Annotated in this window: 16 protein-coding genes and 3 pseudogenes; 15 read left to right on the forward strand and 4 right to left on the reverse strand. The window is 57.8% G+C overall.

What is annotated here, in order from left to right; translation table 11 throughout:
- Window positions 1-202: 202 nt before the first annotated feature.
- From N2604_RS05885 to fdxB, 12 genes and pseudogenes are all read left to right on the forward strand, one after another.
- Entirely contained in the window at window positions 203-835 is a 633-nt protein-coding gene (locus N2604_RS05885) for a cupin domain-containing protein (RefSeq protein ID WP_124163600.1), read from the forward strand.
- A 32-nt stretch (window positions 836-867) separates the two neighbouring features.
- Window positions 868-1175 (forward strand): annotated as a pseudogene (sufC, locus tag N2604_RS05890) (Fe-S cluster assembly ATPase SufC); the annotation flags it as partial.
- Between the two features lie 59 nt (window positions 1176-1234).
- Window positions 1235-1330 (forward strand): aminotransferase class V-fold PLP-dependent enzyme, encoded by a 96-nt coding sequence (locus tag N2604_RS05895; RefSeq protein ID WP_074448265.1) that lies wholly within the window; start codon window positions 1235-1237, stop codon window positions 1328-1330.
- 9 nt (window positions 1331-1339) lie between these two features.
- The gene (locus N2604_RS39525) at window positions 1340-1891 is read left to right on the forward strand and encodes an aminotransferase class V-fold PLP-dependent enzyme (RefSeq protein WP_370137856.1); all 552 of its coding nucleotides are present in this window, start codon (window positions 1340-1342) and stop codon (window positions 1889-1891) included.
- Between the two features lie 316 nt (window positions 1892-2207).
- Entirely contained in the window at window positions 2208-3710 is a 1503-nt protein-coding gene (gene nifD / locus N2604_RS05900) for a nitrogenase molybdenum-iron protein alpha chain (RefSeq protein ID WP_124163601.1), read from the forward strand.
- A gap of 65 nt (window positions 3711-3775) precedes the next feature.
- Window positions 3776-5332: a nitrogenase molybdenum-iron protein subunit beta gene (nifK, locus tag N2604_RS05905; protein WP_124163602.1), complete on the forward strand. Its 1557-nt coding sequence runs from the start codon at window positions 3776-3778 to the stop codon at window positions 5330-5332.
- Between the two features lie 94 nt (window positions 5333-5426).
- Window positions 5427-7070: a nitrogenase iron-molybdenum cofactor biosynthesis protein NifE gene (gene nifE, locus N2604_RS05910; protein ID WP_158670223.1), complete on the forward strand. Its 1644-nt coding sequence runs from the start codon at window positions 5427-5429 to the stop codon at window positions 7068-7070.
- 9 nt (window positions 7071-7079) lie between these two features.
- Complete coding sequence (gene nifN, locus N2604_RS05915; protein ID WP_124163604.1) at window positions 7080-8489, forward strand: nitrogenase iron-molybdenum cofactor biosynthesis protein NifN; 1410 nt, start codon at window positions 7080-7082, stop codon at window positions 8487-8489.
- The gene (gene nifX / locus N2604_RS05920; protein WP_036014919.1) at window positions 8486-8881 is read left to right on the forward strand and encodes a nitrogen fixation protein NifX; all 396 of its coding nucleotides are present in this window, start codon (window positions 8486-8488) and stop codon (window positions 8879-8881) included. Before nifN ends, nifX begins: the two co-directional genes overlap by 4 nt.
- A 6-nt stretch (window positions 8882-8887) precedes the next feature.
- Entirely contained in the window at window positions 8888-9352 is a 465-nt protein-coding gene (locus tag N2604_RS05925; RefSeq protein WP_036032024.1) for a NifX-associated nitrogen fixation protein, read from the forward strand.
- Window positions 9353-9364: 12 nt separating this feature from the next.
- Window positions 9365-9565: a CCE_0567 family metalloprotein gene (locus N2604_RS05930; RefSeq protein WP_036014914.1), complete on the forward strand. Its 201-nt coding sequence runs from the start codon at window positions 9365-9367 to the stop codon at window positions 9563-9565.
- 11 nt (window positions 9566-9576) lie between these two features.
- Window positions 9577-9876 (forward strand): ferredoxin III, nif-specific, encoded by a 300-nt coding sequence (gene fdxB / locus N2604_RS05935; RefSeq protein ID WP_124163606.1) that lies wholly within the window; start codon window positions 9577-9579, stop codon window positions 9874-9876.
- Between the two features lie 23 nt (window positions 9877-9899).
- Here the strand turns inward: fdxB and N2604_RS05940 are convergent, their stop codons facing one another.
- Window positions 9900-10058 carry a hypothetical protein gene (locus tag N2604_RS05940; protein WP_157786094.1) on the reverse strand — a complete coding sequence of 53 codons (159 nt, stop codon included), beginning with the start codon at window positions 10056-10058 and terminating at the stop codon, window positions 9900-9902.
- A gap of 687 nt (window positions 10059-10745) precedes the next feature.
- Here N2604_RS05940 and N2604_RS05945 point away from each other — a divergent pair.
- A complete protein-coding gene (locus N2604_RS05945) occupies window positions 10746-11933 on the forward strand; it encodes an IS256 family transposase (RefSeq protein ID WP_199752527.1) in 1188 nt (395 codons plus the stop codon).
- A 45-nt stretch (window positions 11934-11978) separates the two neighbouring features.
- Here N2604_RS05945 and N2604_RS39530 read toward each other — a convergent pair.
- Window positions 11979-12133, reverse strand: a pseudogene (locus tag N2604_RS39530) (IS5/IS1182 family transposase); the annotation flags it as partial.
- 313 nt (window positions 12134-12446) lie between these two features.
- Here N2604_RS39530 and N2604_RS05950 point away from each other — a divergent pair.
- Window positions 12447-13322 (forward strand): hypothetical protein, encoded by an 876-nt coding sequence (locus tag N2604_RS05950; RefSeq protein WP_036014963.1) that lies wholly within the window; start codon window positions 12447-12449, stop codon window positions 13320-13322.
- Between the two features lie 1151 nt (window positions 13323-14473).
- Here the strand turns inward: N2604_RS05950 and N2604_RS05955 are convergent.
- Window positions 14474-15323 (reverse strand): annotated as a pseudogene (locus tag N2604_RS05955) (hypothetical protein); the annotation flags it as partial.
- A gap of 805 nt (window positions 15324-16128) precedes the next feature.
- On the opposite strand from N2604_RS05955, the gene N2604_RS05960 reads away from it, so the two are divergent.
- A complete protein-coding gene (locus N2604_RS05960) occupies window positions 16129-16524 on the forward strand; it encodes a Rieske 2Fe-2S domain-containing protein (protein ID WP_036031949.1) in 396 nt (131 codons plus the stop codon).
- An 8-nt stretch (window positions 16525-16532) separates the two neighbouring features.
- Here the strand turns inward: N2604_RS05960 and N2604_RS05965 are convergent, their stop codons facing one another.
- On the reverse strand, window positions 16533-17123 hold the full coding sequence (locus N2604_RS05965) for a hypothetical protein (protein WP_036031952.1): 591 nt from the start codon (window positions 17121-17123) through the stop codon (window positions 16533-16535).
- Window positions 17124-17255 lie beyond the last annotated feature (132 nt).

Genomic DNA, 17255 nt, shown 5'->3' on the forward strand with positions numbered 1-17255 from the left:
GAGCTTGCGGCGGAACGAGCGCACCGCCCCGAGACCCCGGCAAAGGGACAGGAGTGAGCTTTAGTTTTTCTAAATTTTTCTGGCAAAATTTCATCACGACTAAATACAGCAGTCACCGCATTGCTGAAATGCGTCAGCTTTTTACCTTGACTGAAGCCGCGGGCTCGATGCCCGAGGCTGAGATGATGCATGGGAGAGCGACATGGATGGTCGCGGCGATAGCAACGGCCCCAAGGACGCTTCCACGATCGAAGCTGACGATGCGGTCGACCAGCGCCTGGGTGAAACCGTGCGGCTGCTGCGGCAGCGCGCCGGCCTTTCGATCCAGGACGTCGCCAACAAGACCGGCCTGTCGACCGGCATGATCAGCCAGCTCGAACGCGCACGCGCGATGCCCTCGATCCGCACCCTGCGCCTGCTCGGCATCGCGCTCGATGTCCCCATCTCCTATTTCTTCGAAAGCAGCGATCCCGCCGACGGGCAGCGCTACATCGTGCGCAAGACCAACCGGCGGCTGCTGCGGCTCACCGCCAGCGGCGTCGTCAAGGAAGCGTTGACCCCGGAAGGCAAGGGCCAGCTCGAGCTCTACGAGCTCACGCTCAATCCCGGCGCCTCCTCCGGCACCGACTTCCTGCAGCACACCGGCGAAAAGGCGGGCTACATCCTCTCGGGCGGCCTGCGGCTGTGGCTCGACAACCAGGCCCATGTGCTGGAAGCCGGCGACAGCTTTCGTTTTCCGAGCGTCGTGCCGCACATGTTCGACAACCCGACCCAGCAGGTGGCGCGCGTGATCTGGGTGACGACGCTGCGCCAGACCGATTCGCCTGCGGTTTGAGGCGCGCCAAGGGGTGTTCCGTATCCCGTTGAGTTTCCGGCGTGACTACAATGAACTTCCTGCGGGCCGCACTGAACGCCCGACGCAAGGCGCGCGGCGAGCAGGAATTCTACACCCGCGAATTTCTGAAATGAGACGGTTGGCTTAACTTCGCCCAGGACATGCTCAAGCGCGGCTTCAATGTCGGCTTCTTCGGTCGCGAGAAGAAGCGCATTTGCAGATGGCGCTGTTCGAGCCGAGCCTGTGCGGCCTGGACGAGATCGATGCTGGCCTCGACATCGACGCGCTGCGTATCGTCGCCAACGCAATCAACGGCTTGCGTTCGCCGGGTCGACGGCTCGCAAGGAATGCGTCCATCTGAACGCCGACTTCTGCGAGATCAATTGCGATTTCTAAGTCATGACGGGTCACAAACTGTACAGTCCGACTGGGGTCGGGGTACTTTACGGCAAGTCTGAGCACTGGCCTCGATGTCGCCCTTCAACCGGAAGATGATTCGCGAGGTTGCGTTCCAGTGTCATTTACGGCGATCCGCCACACCAGGTCAAAGCGGGTACGCCGCCGATCGTCGAAGCCCATCGGTTTAGGCGCCGCTGTCGATTACATCAATTCAATAGGCAAGGTGCAGAACCACACGCACGAGAAAATACTGCTCGGTTACCCGGAGGAGTCTCAGGCCATCAACTTCGTGCGCATGATCGGGACTCCGGCCGAGAAGGGCCGATCATTTCGTTTGAAGTGAAGGGAACACATGCGCATGATATTACCGCCATGCTCGACCGCGCCGGTGTAGCCGTTCGGACGGGGGCGCACTGTGCGATGCCGCTGCTCAAGTGTTTCAGCCTGCTGGCGACGTGCCGTGTGTCCCTTGGACTTTACAATACACCGCGACTGCAGTGCTCTGCGATTGAAGGCGGAAGTCGGCCGCAAGCGGGCTGGCCGACATCACCTGCTGCGATGATGATGACGTGCACGATCCCATGCTGCAGAGCTCAACGCGAGCTGCGTCGCCTCGTTTACGCTCGCCAGGTCACGCGAGCAGTTGCCACGGCCTGATAAGGGCACGCACGGGCACATCGATCTCTTCGCAGCATCTGTAGGTTTCAGTAAGTATAGAAGCATTGGCAAGCCTGTCAGAACTGGGCAGGAATTTCAGGCAGAGCCCGCCTTGTTCCATTTCGAACGGGGCCACACCAAGAGTTCTCTGCGAAAGCGGGATGTCGGATTCGCAACAACGCCCGTGTCACCGCACGAGGCGCGCTAAGTAGCTTTGATTGTTACGGTCTTGGTGCTCACGAGACGCTGGCATGCTGGTTGCAAAAGTCTTGGTCAAGAAGCCGCCCTCGCAACAGCTAACCTTGAAGGACATCAGATGAGCCTCGCCACGACCCAGAGCATCGCAGAAATCAGGGCTCGCAACAAAGAGCTGATCGAGGAGGTGCTGAAGGTCTATCCGGAGAAAACCGCGAAACGGCGTGCCAAGCACCTCAATGTTCACCAGGCCGGAAAGTCAGACTGCGGCGTGAAGTCCAACATCAAATCCATACCTGGCGTGATGACGATCAGAGGCTGCGCCTATGCAGGCTCAAAGGGGGTGGTCTGGGGACCAATCAAGGACATGGTTCATATCAGCCATGGCCCCGTCGGCTGCGGTCAGTATTCGTGGGGTTCGCGTCGCAACTATTACGTTGGCACCACAGGTATCGATAGCTTCGTGACCCTGCAGTTCACCTCCGACTTCCAGGAAAAGGACATCGTATTCGGCGGCGACAAAAAACTGGTCAAAATTCTTGATGAAATCCAAGAGCTGTTTCCACTCAACAACGGCATCACGATCCAATCGGAATGCCCGATCGGATTGATCGGTGACGATATCGAAGCCGTCTCACGAGCGAAATCCAAGGAATATGGCGGCAAGACCATCGTGCCGGTCCGTTGTGAGGGCTTCCGGGGCGTGTCGCAGTCACTGGGCCATCACATTGCGAACGATGCGGTGCGAGATTGGATTTTCGGGCATCTCGAGGGCGATGGCAAACCCAAGTTCGAGCCGACGCCGTACGATGTTGCGATTATCGGAGACTACAATATCGGGGGCGACGCCTGGTCATCACGAATTCTGCTGGAGGAGATGGGCCTGCGGGTAATCGCGCAGTGGTCCGGCGATGGCTCACTGGCTGAGCTCGAAGCAACGCCGAAGGCAAAGCTCAACATTCTGCATTGCTACCGTTCGATGAACTATATCTCACGCCACATGGAAGAGAAGTTCGGTATCCCGTGGTGCGAGTACAATTTCTTCGGACCATTAAAGATCGCAGAGTCCTTGCGCAAGATTGCGGGTTATTTCGACGACAAGATCAAGGAAGGGGCCGAGCGGGTAATCGAGAAGTATCAGCCGCTCGTGAACGCGGTGATCGCAAAATATCGGCCTCGCTTGGAGGGCAAGACGGTGATGCTGTACGTCGGCGGGCTCCGTCCGCGTCATGTGATTGGCGCATATGAGGACCTGGGGATGGAAGTCATTGGCACCGGATACGAGTTCGGTCACAACGATGACTATCAGCGGACAGCTCAGCACTACGTGAAGGACAGCACGCTTATCTACGATGACGTCAATGGCTACGAGTTCGAGCGCTTCGTCGAAAAGCTCCAGCCTGACCTTGTCGGGTCAGGTATCAAGGAAAAGTACGTTTTTCAAAAGATGGGTGTGCCGTTCCGGCAGATGCACTCTTGGGACTATTCGGGTCCATATCACGGCTATGACGGATTCGCGATCTTTGCGCGCGACATGGACATGGCTATCAACTCGCCGATTTGGAAGAAAACGAAGGCCCCCTGGAAGGAAGCTTCGAGGGCCAAGCTCCAGGCTGCGGAATAAAGCAACTCATCTCGCTTGGGAAAGCCGGGCGATACCAATCTCGACGATAGTGAAGGATTTCACCAATGGCGCAGAGTGCCGAGCACGTGATCGATCATGTCGAACTGTTCCGCGGTCCAGAATACCAGCAGATGCTGGCCAAGAAGAAGATATTCGAGAACCCTCGCGATCCCGCCGAGGTCGAACGTATCAAGGAATGGACGAAAACCGCCGAATATCGCGAAAAAAACTTCGCGCGGGAGGCGCTAGCGGTAAATCCGGCCAAGGCGTGCCAGCCGCTTGGCGCCGTATTCGCCTCTGTTGGCTTTGAGCGCACGTTGCCCTTCGTCCACGGCTCGCAAGGCTGTGTGGCCTATTACCGCAGTCATTTGTCGCGGCACTTCAAGGAGCCTAGCTCCTGTGTCTCTTCGTCAATGACGGAAGACGCTGCCGTATTCGGCGGTCTGAACAACATGACCGACGGGCTGGCGAACAGCTACAACATGTACAAGCCCAAGATGATTGCGGTTTCCACAACCTGCATGGCCGAGGTGATCGGCGATGACCTCAACGCCTTCATCAAGACTTCGAAAGAAAAAGGCTCGGTTCCGGCGGATTTCGACGTGCCGTTCGCCCACACGCCGGCGTTCGTCGGCAGCCACGTCACCGGCTATGACAATGCGCTCAAGGGCATTCTGGAGCATTTTTGGGACGGCAAGGCCGGAACAGCGCCGAAGCTTGAGCGCAAACCGAATGGGGCGATCAACATCATTGGCGGATTCGATGGCTATACCGTTGGGAACCTTCGCGAGATCAAGCGCATCTTGGAATTGATGGGCATCCAGCATACGGTTCTCGCCGACAATTCTGAAGTGTTCGATACTCCGACCGACGGCGAATTCCGGATGTATGATGGTGGTACGACGCTGGAGGATGCGGCGAACGCGATTCATGCCAAGGCGACTATCTCCATGCAACAGTGGTGCACGGAAAAGACGCTGGCATTCGTGGCGGAGCATGGCCAGGACGTCGTATCCTTCAACTACCCGGTGGGCTTATCTGCAACGGATGACTTCATCGTCGCGCTGTCACGCCTCAGCGGCAAGGAGATTCCCGAGCAACTTGCGCGAGAACGTGGCCGCCTGGTGGACGCCATCGCCGACTCCAGCGCGCATGTTCATGGCAAGAAGTTCGCGATCTATGGCGATCCGGATCTTTGCTATGGGTTGGCTGCGTTTCTGCTCGAACTTGGCGCCGAACCGACCCATGTGCTGTCTACCAACGGCAACAAGGCATGGCAGGAAAAAATGCAGGCGCTGCTTGCAAGCTCGCCATTTGGACAGGGCTGCCAAGCCTATCCCGGCCGAGACCTCTGGCACATGCGCTCACTTCTGTTTACTGAGCCCGTCGATTTTCTGATTGGCAACACCTACGGGAAGTACCTGGAGCGTGATACCGGAACGCCACTGATCCGCATCGGCTTTCCGATTTTTGATCGGCATCACCATCACCGCTCCCCCCTATGGGGCTATCAGGGCGGCCTGAATGTGCTGGTGAAGATCCTGGACAAGATCTTCGACGAGATCGACAAAAACACCAACGTTCTTGGCAAAACGGACTACAGCTTCGACATCATTCGCTGATGAGCGACTGCGCGTGCCATCGCCCAGGCAATGGGCGATGGCACGAGCACATGGTCATTGAGTTTGCAATTTGTTCGCCCTGAGAGGAAACAGGATGAGTTCACTAGCGGCCACGGTCCAGAATATCTTCGACGAGCCAGGCTGCGCCAAGAATGGCAGTAAGTCAGAGGCTGAACGCAGGAACGGCTGCACCAAACAGCTGCAGCCGGGTAGTGCTGCCGGCGGCTGTGCTTTCGATGGCGCCAAGGTTGCGTTGCAGCCGTTCACCGACGTGGCTCACTTGGTACATGGTCCGATCGCGTGCGAGGGCAATTCCTGGGACAATCGGGGTGCGGTGTCGTCCGGCTCGGATCTGTGGCGCACCGCATTCACAACCGATTTGAGCGAAACCGATATTGTATTCGGAGGCGAGAAGCGGCTTTGCAAAGCGATCAAGGAGATCATCGACAAGTACGATCCGTGCGCCATCTTCGTTTATCAAACCTGCATCCCAGCGATGATCGGCGACGACATCAACGCAGTCTGCAAGGCGGCATCTCGAAGATTTCTAAAGCCGGTGATCCCGATCAATTCTCCGGGCTTCGTCGGTTCGAAGAATCTCGGCAACAAGCTGGCCGGCGAGGCCTTGCTTGACTATGTGATCGGTACACGAGAACCGGACTACACCACCCCGTACGACATCAATCTCATCGGAGAATACAACCTTTCGGGCGAGCTCTGGCAAATGAAGCCATTACTAGACGAGCTTGGAGTACGAATTCTCTGCTGCATCTCAGGCGACGGCAAATATCGCGAAGTCGCTTCATCTCATCGCGCACGGGCGGCTATGTTGGTGTGCTCAAAGTCCATGATCAACGTCGCACGCAAAATGGAGCAACGCTACGGGATTCCATTCTTCGAGGGTTCTTTCTACGGTATTCAAGATTCGAGCGAATCGCTACGGCAGATTGCCCGCTTATTGGTTGAACGCGGCGCCCCGACAGATCTGCTCGGGCGCACCGAAGCGTTGATCGCGCGCGAGGAAGCGTGGGCCTGGGGGGCGATCGAGCCGTATAAGCCACGGTTCGGAGGCAAAAAGGCCTTGTTAATGACCGGGGGCGTCAAGTCATGGTCGGTCGTTGCGGCACTCCAGGAAGCCGGGCTTGAGTTAGTCGGCACCAGCGTAAAGAAATCGACCAAGGAAGATAAGGAGCGCATTAAGGAGCTCATGGGGCATGATGCCAACATGATCGAGAATATGACGCCGCGCGAAATGTACGAGATGCTGAAGGGCGCAAAAGCGGACATCATGCTATCGGGCGGCAAGTCGCAGTTCGTCGCGCTGAAAGCGGCGGTGCCTTGGCTCGATATCAACCAGGAGCGTTGCCACGCCTATATGGGCTATGTCGGAATGGTCAAGCTGGTGGAGGAGATCGATAAGTCGCTCTCCAGTCCGATGTGGGAGCAGCTACGTCGACCTGCGCCATGGGAGGCGTTGGCTAAGGCGATGGAGCAGATGCAATCGCCCGCGACCGCGCTCGCCGACCCGGCGCTCGCCGAAAAGTCGCGCCGCGCCAGGAAGATCTGCATCTGCAACAGGGTCGATCTGGGCACGATCGAGGATGCAATCTACGCGCATCGCCTGAGGAGCGTCGAAGCGGTCAGGGAGCATACCAATGCGGTCGGTGGCTGCTGTCAAAGACGTATCGACGAGATCTTGGTGTCCGAGCCATCTGCCATGCGACAGGCCGCAGAGTAGGGAGGCGTCATGGCCATCGTCACGACGCCGACAAAAGCCTGCGCTGTCAACCCGCTGAAGATGAGCCAGCCGATCGGCGGCGCATTCGCCTTCATGGGGCTGGGCGGGGCGATGCCGCTTCTGCACGGCTCCCAGGGGTGCACATCCTTCGGGCTCACGCTCTTTGTCCGGCATTTCAAAGAGGCTGTACCGCTGCAGACCACCGCGATGAGTGAGGTCACGACTGTACTGGGTGGTTATGAGAATCTCGAGCAGGCGATACTGAACATCTACAAGCGAGCTAAGCCAAAGATCATCGGAATCTGCTCGACTGGCGTCACCGAGACCAACGGCGACGATGTGGATGCCTACCTCAAGCTGATCCGGAGCAAGCATCCGCAACTCGCAAAGTTGCCGCTCGTTTACGTCTCGACACCTGATTTCAAGGGTGCGTTCCAGGACGGCTGGGAGAAGGCTGTCGCGCGCATTGTGGAGGTGCTGGTGGATGGGCCAAATGCCAGTCGCCTGAGGGATCCATCGAGGGTGAATGTTCTGCCGGGATGTCACCTCACGCCCGGCGATCTTGATGAACTCCGTGTCATACTGGAGGATTTCGGGTTGTCTCCGTCCTTCCTCCCTGACCTGGCGGGATCGCTCGATGGGCATATCCCCGATGAGTTTACGCCAACGACCGTCGGCGGCATCGACGTCGGCGAAATTGCGAATATGGGCCGCGCCGGGTGGACGATTGCAATCGGCGCGCAGATGCGGCGAGCTGCAGAGGTCATGCAGGCAAAGACCGGCGTGCCTTTTCGTGTCTTCGAGCGGCTGTGTGGCCTTTGTCCGAATGATGAGTTCATGACGTTTTTGAGCGAGATCAGCGGCCGCCCGATACCCTTGAAATATCGACGCCAGCGCAGTCAGCTCGCAGATGCTATGCTGGATGCGCACTTCCATATTGGCGGTCGCAAACTTGCAATCGGTGCCGAGCCAGATCTTCTGCTCGATTTGTCCGGCATGCTGAGCGACATGGGCACGCAGGTGACCGTTGCCGTGACGACGACTCAGTCGGAGGTGATCGAGCGGATCAAGACCAATGAAGTGATCATTGGCGATCTCGCAGATCTGGAAGACCTTGCCAAAGAGAGGCATTGTGACCTGCTGATCACGCATTCGCATGGAAGGCAAGCGGCGGCGCGGCTGAAGGTGCCGTTCTATCGCGCAGGTTTTCCGATATTCGATCGACTTGGCGCGGGACACCAGCTATCGGTAGGCTACCGTGGTACGCGGAATGTGATCTTCGAAATCGCGAATCTCGTGATTGCGCATCGCGACGAGAACGATCAGCCTACGCCCGATAAGTGGCGGACTGGGCGCGTACTGCCACGATGCGCGGGCCATCGCAGCTCCACCGTCGCGACTGAGAGGTCGGTTGCATGAAAGTTGCGTTTGCCACTCAGGACCTGAGACGCGTCGATGCTCATTTTGGTTGGGCAAAGAATATCGCAATCTACGATGTCGCTCCTGGCGGGCACGTGTTTGTTAAAGCGATCGAGTTTGATGGCGATCTTAAGGAAGACGGCAGCGATGATAAGTTGGCGCCAAAGATCGAGGCTATCAAGGATTGCGCAATCCTTTACGTCGCTGCCATTGGTGGTGCAGCGGCTGCGCGAGTGGTGGCCAACAAAATCCATCCTATCAAGGTGAGCAAACCGGAAAACATTCTAGTGCTCCTAGAAAAACTCGAGCGGGTGCTGAAGGGCACACCACCTCCCTGGCTGCGCAAGGTCATGGCAAAGGACCAGGGGAGAACGTTCGAGTTTGATGAATGAGGTGATATGACCGAAAAAATAGAGCAGCAGGCCAGCCCGGTCGACGCGCCATTCCTCATCGATTTGGTCAAGATTTGGCGTGCTCAGGATACTAACGGAGCCTGGGAAGGGAAGAGCGATCGTGATCTGCTCGAACCCTATATCCTGAACATGGAGAAGCGGCGCGCATTGCCGATTATTGGTGATCCCGATGCCAAGACACTGTGGCGGCTTGAGCTGTTCTTCAATGCAGTTGCGCTGTCAGTAGAGAGGGAGACCGGCGTTATGATTCAGCCGATTCTGAAGCTGCATCATGAAGGCTTCGGGCGCATAGTGCTCATCGCAGGGCGGTTGGTCGCCGTAAACAAGCAGCTGCGCGACGTGCATCGCTTCGGTTTCGACAGTTTCGTCAAGCTGGCTCAGGAGGGGGATAAATATGTCACGGATGGAGTTGACCTGATTCGGAAATTCCCCGACGTGGCGAACTATTGAGGATGCACACTCATGAGCGATCGTGAAACACTGAAGGCCGAACTTAGGAAAGTGTCTGCCAAGGCGATACAGGCCAAGATGGATCTGCACGACCTTTCGGAAGAACTGCCCATCAACTGGACCTCGATCATGGTGGTCGCGCAGAAGGCGTACGATGCTTATGCCGAACTTGAGCGCAAGAGCCTCGCCTTAAAGGCGCTGGAGAATACCTAGAGGGGCAATGCATGTCGTTTCAAACACGAGACGGACGCGACTGGACGCCACAATACTTGATCACGATCGATGCAAAGAAATGCATCGGCTGTGGCCGCTGTTTCAAGGTGTGCGGTCGAGATGTCATGACCTTGAAAGGAATCAACGAGGAAGGCGAACTTATCGAGCTCGACAATGACGACGACGAGGAGATCGAGAAGAAGATCATGGTCCTGGACGATCAGGGTGCCTGCATCGGCTGCGGTGCGTGCGCCAGGGTTTGCCCGGCCGACTGCCAGACCCACGTTTCAGCTGCAGCCGAAACTGCATGAGCGAAGGCAGCTCTCCGCGGCCTTTAAGAGCAGCAGGTCCGGCTCGGTTTAAAGGAGAGCATCTTCAGGAACAGCTGGGCTGCAACGATATCACGTTTGTGGTAGGTCTTCAGGTGCTCATCCGCGTCGAGAACGCGGGCGATATCTTCCTGGAACATCAAATGCGAGAGGACGGCGATCATCCGTTGGTCTTGTCACGTCCTGCCAGGAGAGGCATGGAGCCCGTCTAGCGGAAATGGGTGTTGTCCACGTGGGCCGCAACCATTTAGTGCTTGATCCTAACCAGCACCCCGAAGTGTGGACGAGGAACGAGAACGACAAGTGGAAGCGGGTCGAAAGGCCCACGAGGTAGTCGTCCGTTCTTTTCGCAGGCACGGTGTCAACCCCGATAGTAAACGTGATCCACTGCCGGGTTCATGGTTCTTTCCGCGGTCGTCTCCACAGGGAGCCGCCGCATGATCGCGTTCAAGAGGTCTGCATCTCGACGTGAAGCGTGCGGCGTGTAAAGCCCGCAGGCACGACTTCAAGATGGCCAACACCTTCGTCCCGGCAGGGACGCTTGTTCCGCCGAAGGCGCATCTGGCGCGTTTAAGACTGCCTCATGCGGCGCGCATCTCTGGCCGGAACTCAGTGCCATCGGCGGTCAGGAAGAGACGCCAAAGAGTCTTTAGCTAGGCGCGCAGGATGCCCAACTGCCGGTGCCCGAGCGTGGCGAGCAATTTGCGGCGTTGCATTCGCAGGTTGTGTGGCTCGATCCTGCCCGCTCGAAACAAGCTCGTGGACGTGGATAACGTACAGAGTCTTTCGCACTTTCAGGATTGACGGCTTCTTCTAGAATGAAGGAGCTTTGAATGAACGATGGGAATGCCATGGGTCAGGTGATCCAAATTGATGAGGCCCGGATTCGAGATCACCTGGGCGAGATGGTCCGCGGGACAGTGGAAGAGACACTGAACGCGATGCTGGAGGCCGAAGCGGACCAGCTGTGCGGTGCTGGGCGGTATGAGCGCAGCCCGGCGCGGCAGGACACGCGGGCAGGCAGCTACGAGCGAACGCTGCAGACCAAGGCGGGCGACGTCAATCTGAAGGTTCCGAAGCTACGGCGGCAAACCTTCGAGACGGCGATTATCGAGCGCTACCGGAGGCGGGAGAGCTCGGTTGAGGAGGCGCTGATCGAGATGTATCTGGCCGGGATTTCGGTTCGGCGGGTCGAAGACATCACGGAGGCGCTGTGGGGCACCCGGGTCAGCCCGAGCACAGTGTCGAACCTGAACAAGAAGATCTATACCAAGATCGAGGCGTGGCGGAATCGCAGGATCGAAGGCGAGCATCCGTATCTCTACCTCGACGGCATCGTGATGAAGCGCAGCTGGGCTGGTGAGGTTCGCAACGTGTCGCTGCTGGTGGCCTCGGCGGTCAATGCTGAGGGGTTCCGGGAGATCCTCGGCATCTGTGAAGGCGCCAAGGAGGACAAATCCGGCTGGTCCTCGTTTCTGCGGCATCTCGTCGATCGCGGTCTCAAGGGCGTGCAGCTGGTGGTTTCCGACGCGTGCCGAGGTCTTGTCGAAAGCGTTGCGGATTATCTGCCGGAGGCACGCTATCAACGCTGCATGGTGCATTTTTATCGCAATGTCTTCAGCCACGTGCCGTCGACCCGGGTCCGCGAGGTGAGCCACATGCTCAAGGCCATTCATGCCCAGGAGAGCCGCGCCGCGGCCGACGAGAAAGCCAGGACCGTCATCGCGGATCTGCGGGCCAGCCGTATGGCCAAAGCTGCTGATCTCGTCGAGCAGGCGGTTCACGAGACGCTCGCCTACTATGCCTTTCCGGACATCCATTGGCGGAAGATTCGAACGAACAATCCGCTCGAGCGCATCATGAAGGAGATCCGGCGACGAACCCGTGTCGTCGGCGCCTTCCCCGACGGTCAATCCTGTCTCAACTTAGCGGCGGCCCGGCTGCGGCACATTGCCGGAACGGCGTGGTCGACCAAATGCTACATGAACATGCGACCGCTCTATCAGCCACAACTCTCTGAAACCGGAGCCGTCGCCTGATCAAAAGTGCGAAAGATTCTGGACAGTACCTGGACGTGCGGCGCGCCGGCCGTTCTCGCTGGACAGCGGCGGATGTCGATCCAGTCCCAATCGACGTTGCCGGCGAGCTGAACCGCGCGTGCTTCATATTGACGATCTGGTCCAGCCTGGCCCGGAACAGATTGCCCGATCCCCGTCGTCCTGTGCTTCTTCGGCCGCATCGCCACCTCCGATGCGACGGAATTATGGCTGTCGATTCGAGGGAATCCAGAAAATGAAATTCCAAGACTCCTATGCCCGATGCACCAAGACCGTGCCTTCGCATATCAGTCCACAACGATGAGATGCGGTTCTAGCTCATTTGCTTTAGCCGCTCTTCACTGACGAGGAGTTAGCTTCCTCTCGCAAGAGCCGGCGACAGATGCTCAACCTCGGCGCGTCAGCTCGTGGTCAGCTAGACATCTTACCATCCTCGGTAGAGCTCGAGCAACGCGAGCTCTGACCCCCAAACCGTACCGACAGGAGAGCGATCCGATGTATGGCCGAATTGTTGGCTCATCTAGCCAATCCACAAGCGCTACCCAGGCTGATGAAGCAAGGCATTCAGATGACGAGGGCTTTGCGGAAAGGCTTGCAGGCATGGCGCCCGATGCTGGCCCAAGTTCGTCTCAGGCAGCGACACGGCCGTACTCTGTAACTTCCCAACCTCCGATCAAAGAGATCGACAGTGATGAGTTCGGGGAAGAAGTGAAGGCCTTCTATGGCGACGACATCAAGTACATTGCCGAGCGTCCACTGGAGTACTCGGATTTCATATCCACAAAAGCTGAGCGCGCGGCAAACATTGCTAGAACCTATGGTCACACCGACGAAGATACCGACCAGGCGCGATATTACGCCTATCGCTTGGGTGACAAAACTGTCGGGCTTCTGAGGACAGAAGGCGGACTTCGGGTAGGAGGAAGGCGATTCAGCGCCCAGTTTCCCGGTCGCAACGCAGTCACATCCCAAGTAGATCTTCGGGTTACTCATCCGCTCGTTGAGAACGCTGGCGATATTCTACTTGAACATCAGCTTCGGCAAGACGGCGAACAAGCATTGATAATGTCAAAACCTGCGTTCCCAGGCATCGAGTCCCGTCTGGCTCAGATGGGCTTTGTTCCTGTGAGTGATAAGAATCACTGGGTACTTGATCCTCACCAGCATCCCGACAAGTGGACGCATAACGACGAAGGTAAATGGCAACGTGTAGGCAAACCTGAAGGATATCTTGCCGCCGAGAGTAGTGGTGCTCAGGCAAACATCGAGCGAGCTTCGAGTGAAGCAAGTGATGAGACAGAGTCGTCAGGCGATGACACGTCTTGGTACTTCGAGCGCCTCAATCTAGGCCCGGGGTCGGCTGCCGAATAGTTGCTGTTTACGAGGTCGGGCCTGAAAGCGGTGGCTACTCGTGGTCATTGAGTATGTTGCTGCAGGAATGGCTCGCCACTTCAACACGCGCTTGCGTCAGGCGGCGTGATCGCGCCCAGAGTGCTGCCCGATCAGCTCTGGGCCGCTCGCCGCCAACGCGGCTTAGCCCTCAGCTGCCTGCGCTGGCGCTGCGCAGCCCGGTGCTCCCCCACCGCGGTTGGCTAGGGCGGCGGTCTACCGACCAATCCTGCTTGAGTGGGGCATCTTGATACAGTGGGCGACATCGTCAATGCACCAAAGCAGAGCCCGTAAGAGCGGCGACGGCGCTCAAAGAGAGCCATGAAGTGATCATGAATCCGATTGAGAATAAGCAACCTGGAAATGATATGGTCTCTCTGCGGGACGGTCAAACTTGGCCGCGAGCCTGGTCAAGAACCCGAAACCCTGCTGGCCTTCTACGACTTCCCTGCCGAGCATTGCGATCAACTGCGAACGACGAATGAGATAGACTAGCGTTTTTCTTCATGGTGAGACGATTGCGGCGATCATTCGTCTGCCCGTCCGCATCTGGCGCGGTATTGTTCGCAAAGACGTCGATTGCCGCTGCGGGCGGACGTCCGATTCGACGCCAAATAGACTTGGCGCGAATCCCTCTGTTGGCGGCTTGCACCGAGAGCGGTACCTTGTCCAGGATATTGACGGTGTTGTGCACCTAGCAGCGCGGGTGTCGGGTGACGGCAAGCCTTCCAGAAGCCGAGCGCGCCGTCGCCGACGCAATTTCCGGGCCGATCTGCAACCCGCGATTTGCTTGATGTCGATCAGGAGCTCGCGCCTGATGTAACAGTATTGGTAGTGTCATTCATGGCGTATCGCTCTTCTCTCGAGAGGTTTTGGCAGCGTTCGACAACCGCCTCGATACGCAACCTATCTCAGGCCCGTCATCACTCACATTCCCGCATAGTCTAGCGAAGCTCGAAGGTTCGGTCATCTCGGGCATCGGCCAATAAGTCAGCCGCCTTCTTCGACATCGGGAACCGGGAGCCAGGCTCCGCGAGGCGGTTTCTTCGCGATCATATAGGCTGGTGCCGGCGCCTGGGTCACGCCGTCCTCGTTCTTGAACGCATACTTGGTCGTCCGTTAGAAAGCCGATTTCAGCGGTGATGGCCGCTGAGGGCAACAATGATGGTGGTACGCCAAAGAGTACTCAGCCAGGTGAGGATGCGGCGGAAGTTGTGGCCGACGGCGGAGAGGGTGATTGTCGGCGCCGCCGGCGCGGCCTTTGAGGTAACAGCGGCCGAGGTGACCATCGGCCTTCAGTTGTCCTATGACGGGTTCGATGGCGGAGGGGCGGCGCAGCTCGCGTTTGATGATGCCGAAGACCCCGTGCTTTTGGCCGGAGATGAAGGCGCGACGCGGGTGCACCGAAATATCAGGTGCACTGGCGTCCCTCCATCGCCGAGGCACTCCACGTCCGAGGCGTTGAAAGAATGCAGCTGCAGCCGCGCTGGCGCTGCCGCTGCGCGCGAATCTGCGTGGCCCTTCCAAGCGGAAGGGTGAACGCGTTCTCGAGCGCAGACTGACCTTCGATCTTGCGGCGGATCTCGTGGATGATCCGGCCCAGCCGGCTGCGCAGGATGCGCAACTGCCGGTGATGCCGCTTGAATTGCTTGCAAGGGCGTAGCCAGAAGCCATCATTGCCGCGGTGTTGGCAATACCAAGATAGGACTGCCGGAGCTCGACCCCGGGCTTGCTCGCCAGGCGGCTGATCCCCTTGATTCCCGGGGGCAGCAGCTTGGTCGGTTGGGAAGGTGATGGCCTTCGCTGCACAGTAGTGTCGACCGTGACCCGCTTGAGGTCCTGATTGGATAAGGTGCCGTCCTCGTGCGCCACCCGCAGGCGGTTGGCCTGCAACACCGCCAGCTTCTCGGCCGCTTGCGCCAGTGGCTCAGGTCCCCAGCGCTCGTGCGGGGAGGCGTGCTGAAAGAACTCTTCGCCGGCGAATTACTGGAAACACGTTCTTCGGCCGCATCGCCACCTTCGTGCGACGACGGAATTATGGCTGGCGACGATTCGACGGAACTGAAAATGAAATTCCAAGGCTCCGATGCCCGGTGCACTAAAACCCCGCATTTGCAAACCGGTCCACAACGACAAAGTGCGATTCTAACTCGTTCGCTTAGCCGTTCTTCACTGACGAGGAAGTATTTTTCGAAAGCTGAAGGCGGTGGTATCGATACTGAGGGAAGGTTCGAGTCGGATTCCTCAGACGATGAGCCTTCATGTTACTTGGAGCGCGCTCTTAGTAGGGCTCTTCCTGGAGTAAAGTGGCTGCAACAGCAGCTGCGGGCCGGAAATGACGGACATTTCGCCGTTCCACGCGCGGGCGCAAGGGCTAGCCTAAAAGGGGCGCACGTTCGCCGCGTGCGCCTCTCGCGGGCGGGGAGCGAGCGTTCACTTTCTGGAAAGGCACTTGCGATGCCGCGATGAATACGGTCGCAGGGCATCGGAACCGGGCCTTCCGCAGCGTGACGATTAGCGAGCAGCAACCAGCCATCGAGTTTAGCGGTCCGGCAAATGGTCCAGAAAGGTCGGAGCGCGAAAGCTGTAGCTGCGCAGCCCGGCAGGAAAGGGCAGCAAGGCTCAATGCTCCTGCGAATTGTTCTGAATTATGCGTGAGTAATGGGGTGAGCTGCAAATGGGCTTGCGCGTTGTTACCGCAGACGCGATCCGCGCCGGCACTTGTACAGTTTTTGCACGTTGATTGCACAACGACAATGAAAAGCGCCTTGCAATAAACGAGCGATGAATGCAGCCAAATTCCATCTATACGATTTGCGGCTTTAACGACATTCCAAGCCGCCAAGCCATGGGATTCCATCTTATGGTCGTCGATGATAATGGCAATCACCGACCGTGGTCCATCATTGTGGTGCGCTGGGGCAAAAAGGTACTTGGCTATGTCAATCAATGCCCTCACAACAGCGTCAATTTGGACTGGGAGCGGAACCAATTCCTGGACCCATACGGTATCCGACTGATGTGCGGCAAGCACGGTTCGACCTTCGAACTCGGCACCGGCCGGTGTGTCGAAGGTCCATGTGAGGGTAGAACGCTCACGCCGATCGCGTTGGCAGTTCTGGATGGTGATATCTGTGTCCTCGGCGTGCGTCTTGTCGAAGACGATGCATCGCCAGACAACTGAAGACCGCCTCAGACCGGGCGGTTCTCGTTGCGGTTTTTCACCGGCTCCATCCTCTTTAGCCCGCCGTCGTAAGAGATCTCCTCATAGGACAGATCGAGATCCTTTGCGGCATCGAGGAGGTAATCAAGCTTGCCGCGCGGATCGAGCTTCTTGATGTCGTCCTTGTTCAGCCCGACCAGGTCCATCATCTCCTTCCAAACGGTGGATTCATCGCAGGGTAAGACGTGGAAGTTAATATCGCCGAACTTCACTCTGTACTTCGCCAGCAAATCGATGTTGTTGCAAAACATGAAGTAGCTTCCGGTTGGGCTTAAGGCGCCGTCAAGGACGGTTGCTACGTCAGCAAGATACGCGAAGGAGTGTAGGTATCCGGCCAGCACTGGAAAAGTGCGTTCTCCGTCCTGCGCGATCGTCAGAACCTGCTCGATCGAATAGTCCGGCGGTCGCTTCTCGTCGGCGACCTGAGTCTGGAACTTCAGTGCGATGTCGCCACGAAAGCCGAACCGGCCCGGCTTGGTAGTCGCGCCTTTGAGTACGGCGTTGAGCAGGCGGCCCTCCTTCTCAAATCTGCCGAGTGCGGTGTTCTCGATTGCAGTCATTAAAATCGTCCTCGATCTAAGCTCTTCACCGACCCGTTGGTCGGTGCCAGATGCGATGCAAATTGCCTGCCGCCGCAGCGTAGCAGCGCAACCTAAGAAGAAAACGTGTCATTGGCTGGCACCGCCTCATGT

It is taken from the genome of Bradyrhizobium sp. CB1015 (genome assembly GCF_025200925.1).
Classification (GTDB): Bacteria; Pseudomonadota; Alphaproteobacteria; order Rhizobiales; family Xanthobacteraceae; genus Bradyrhizobium.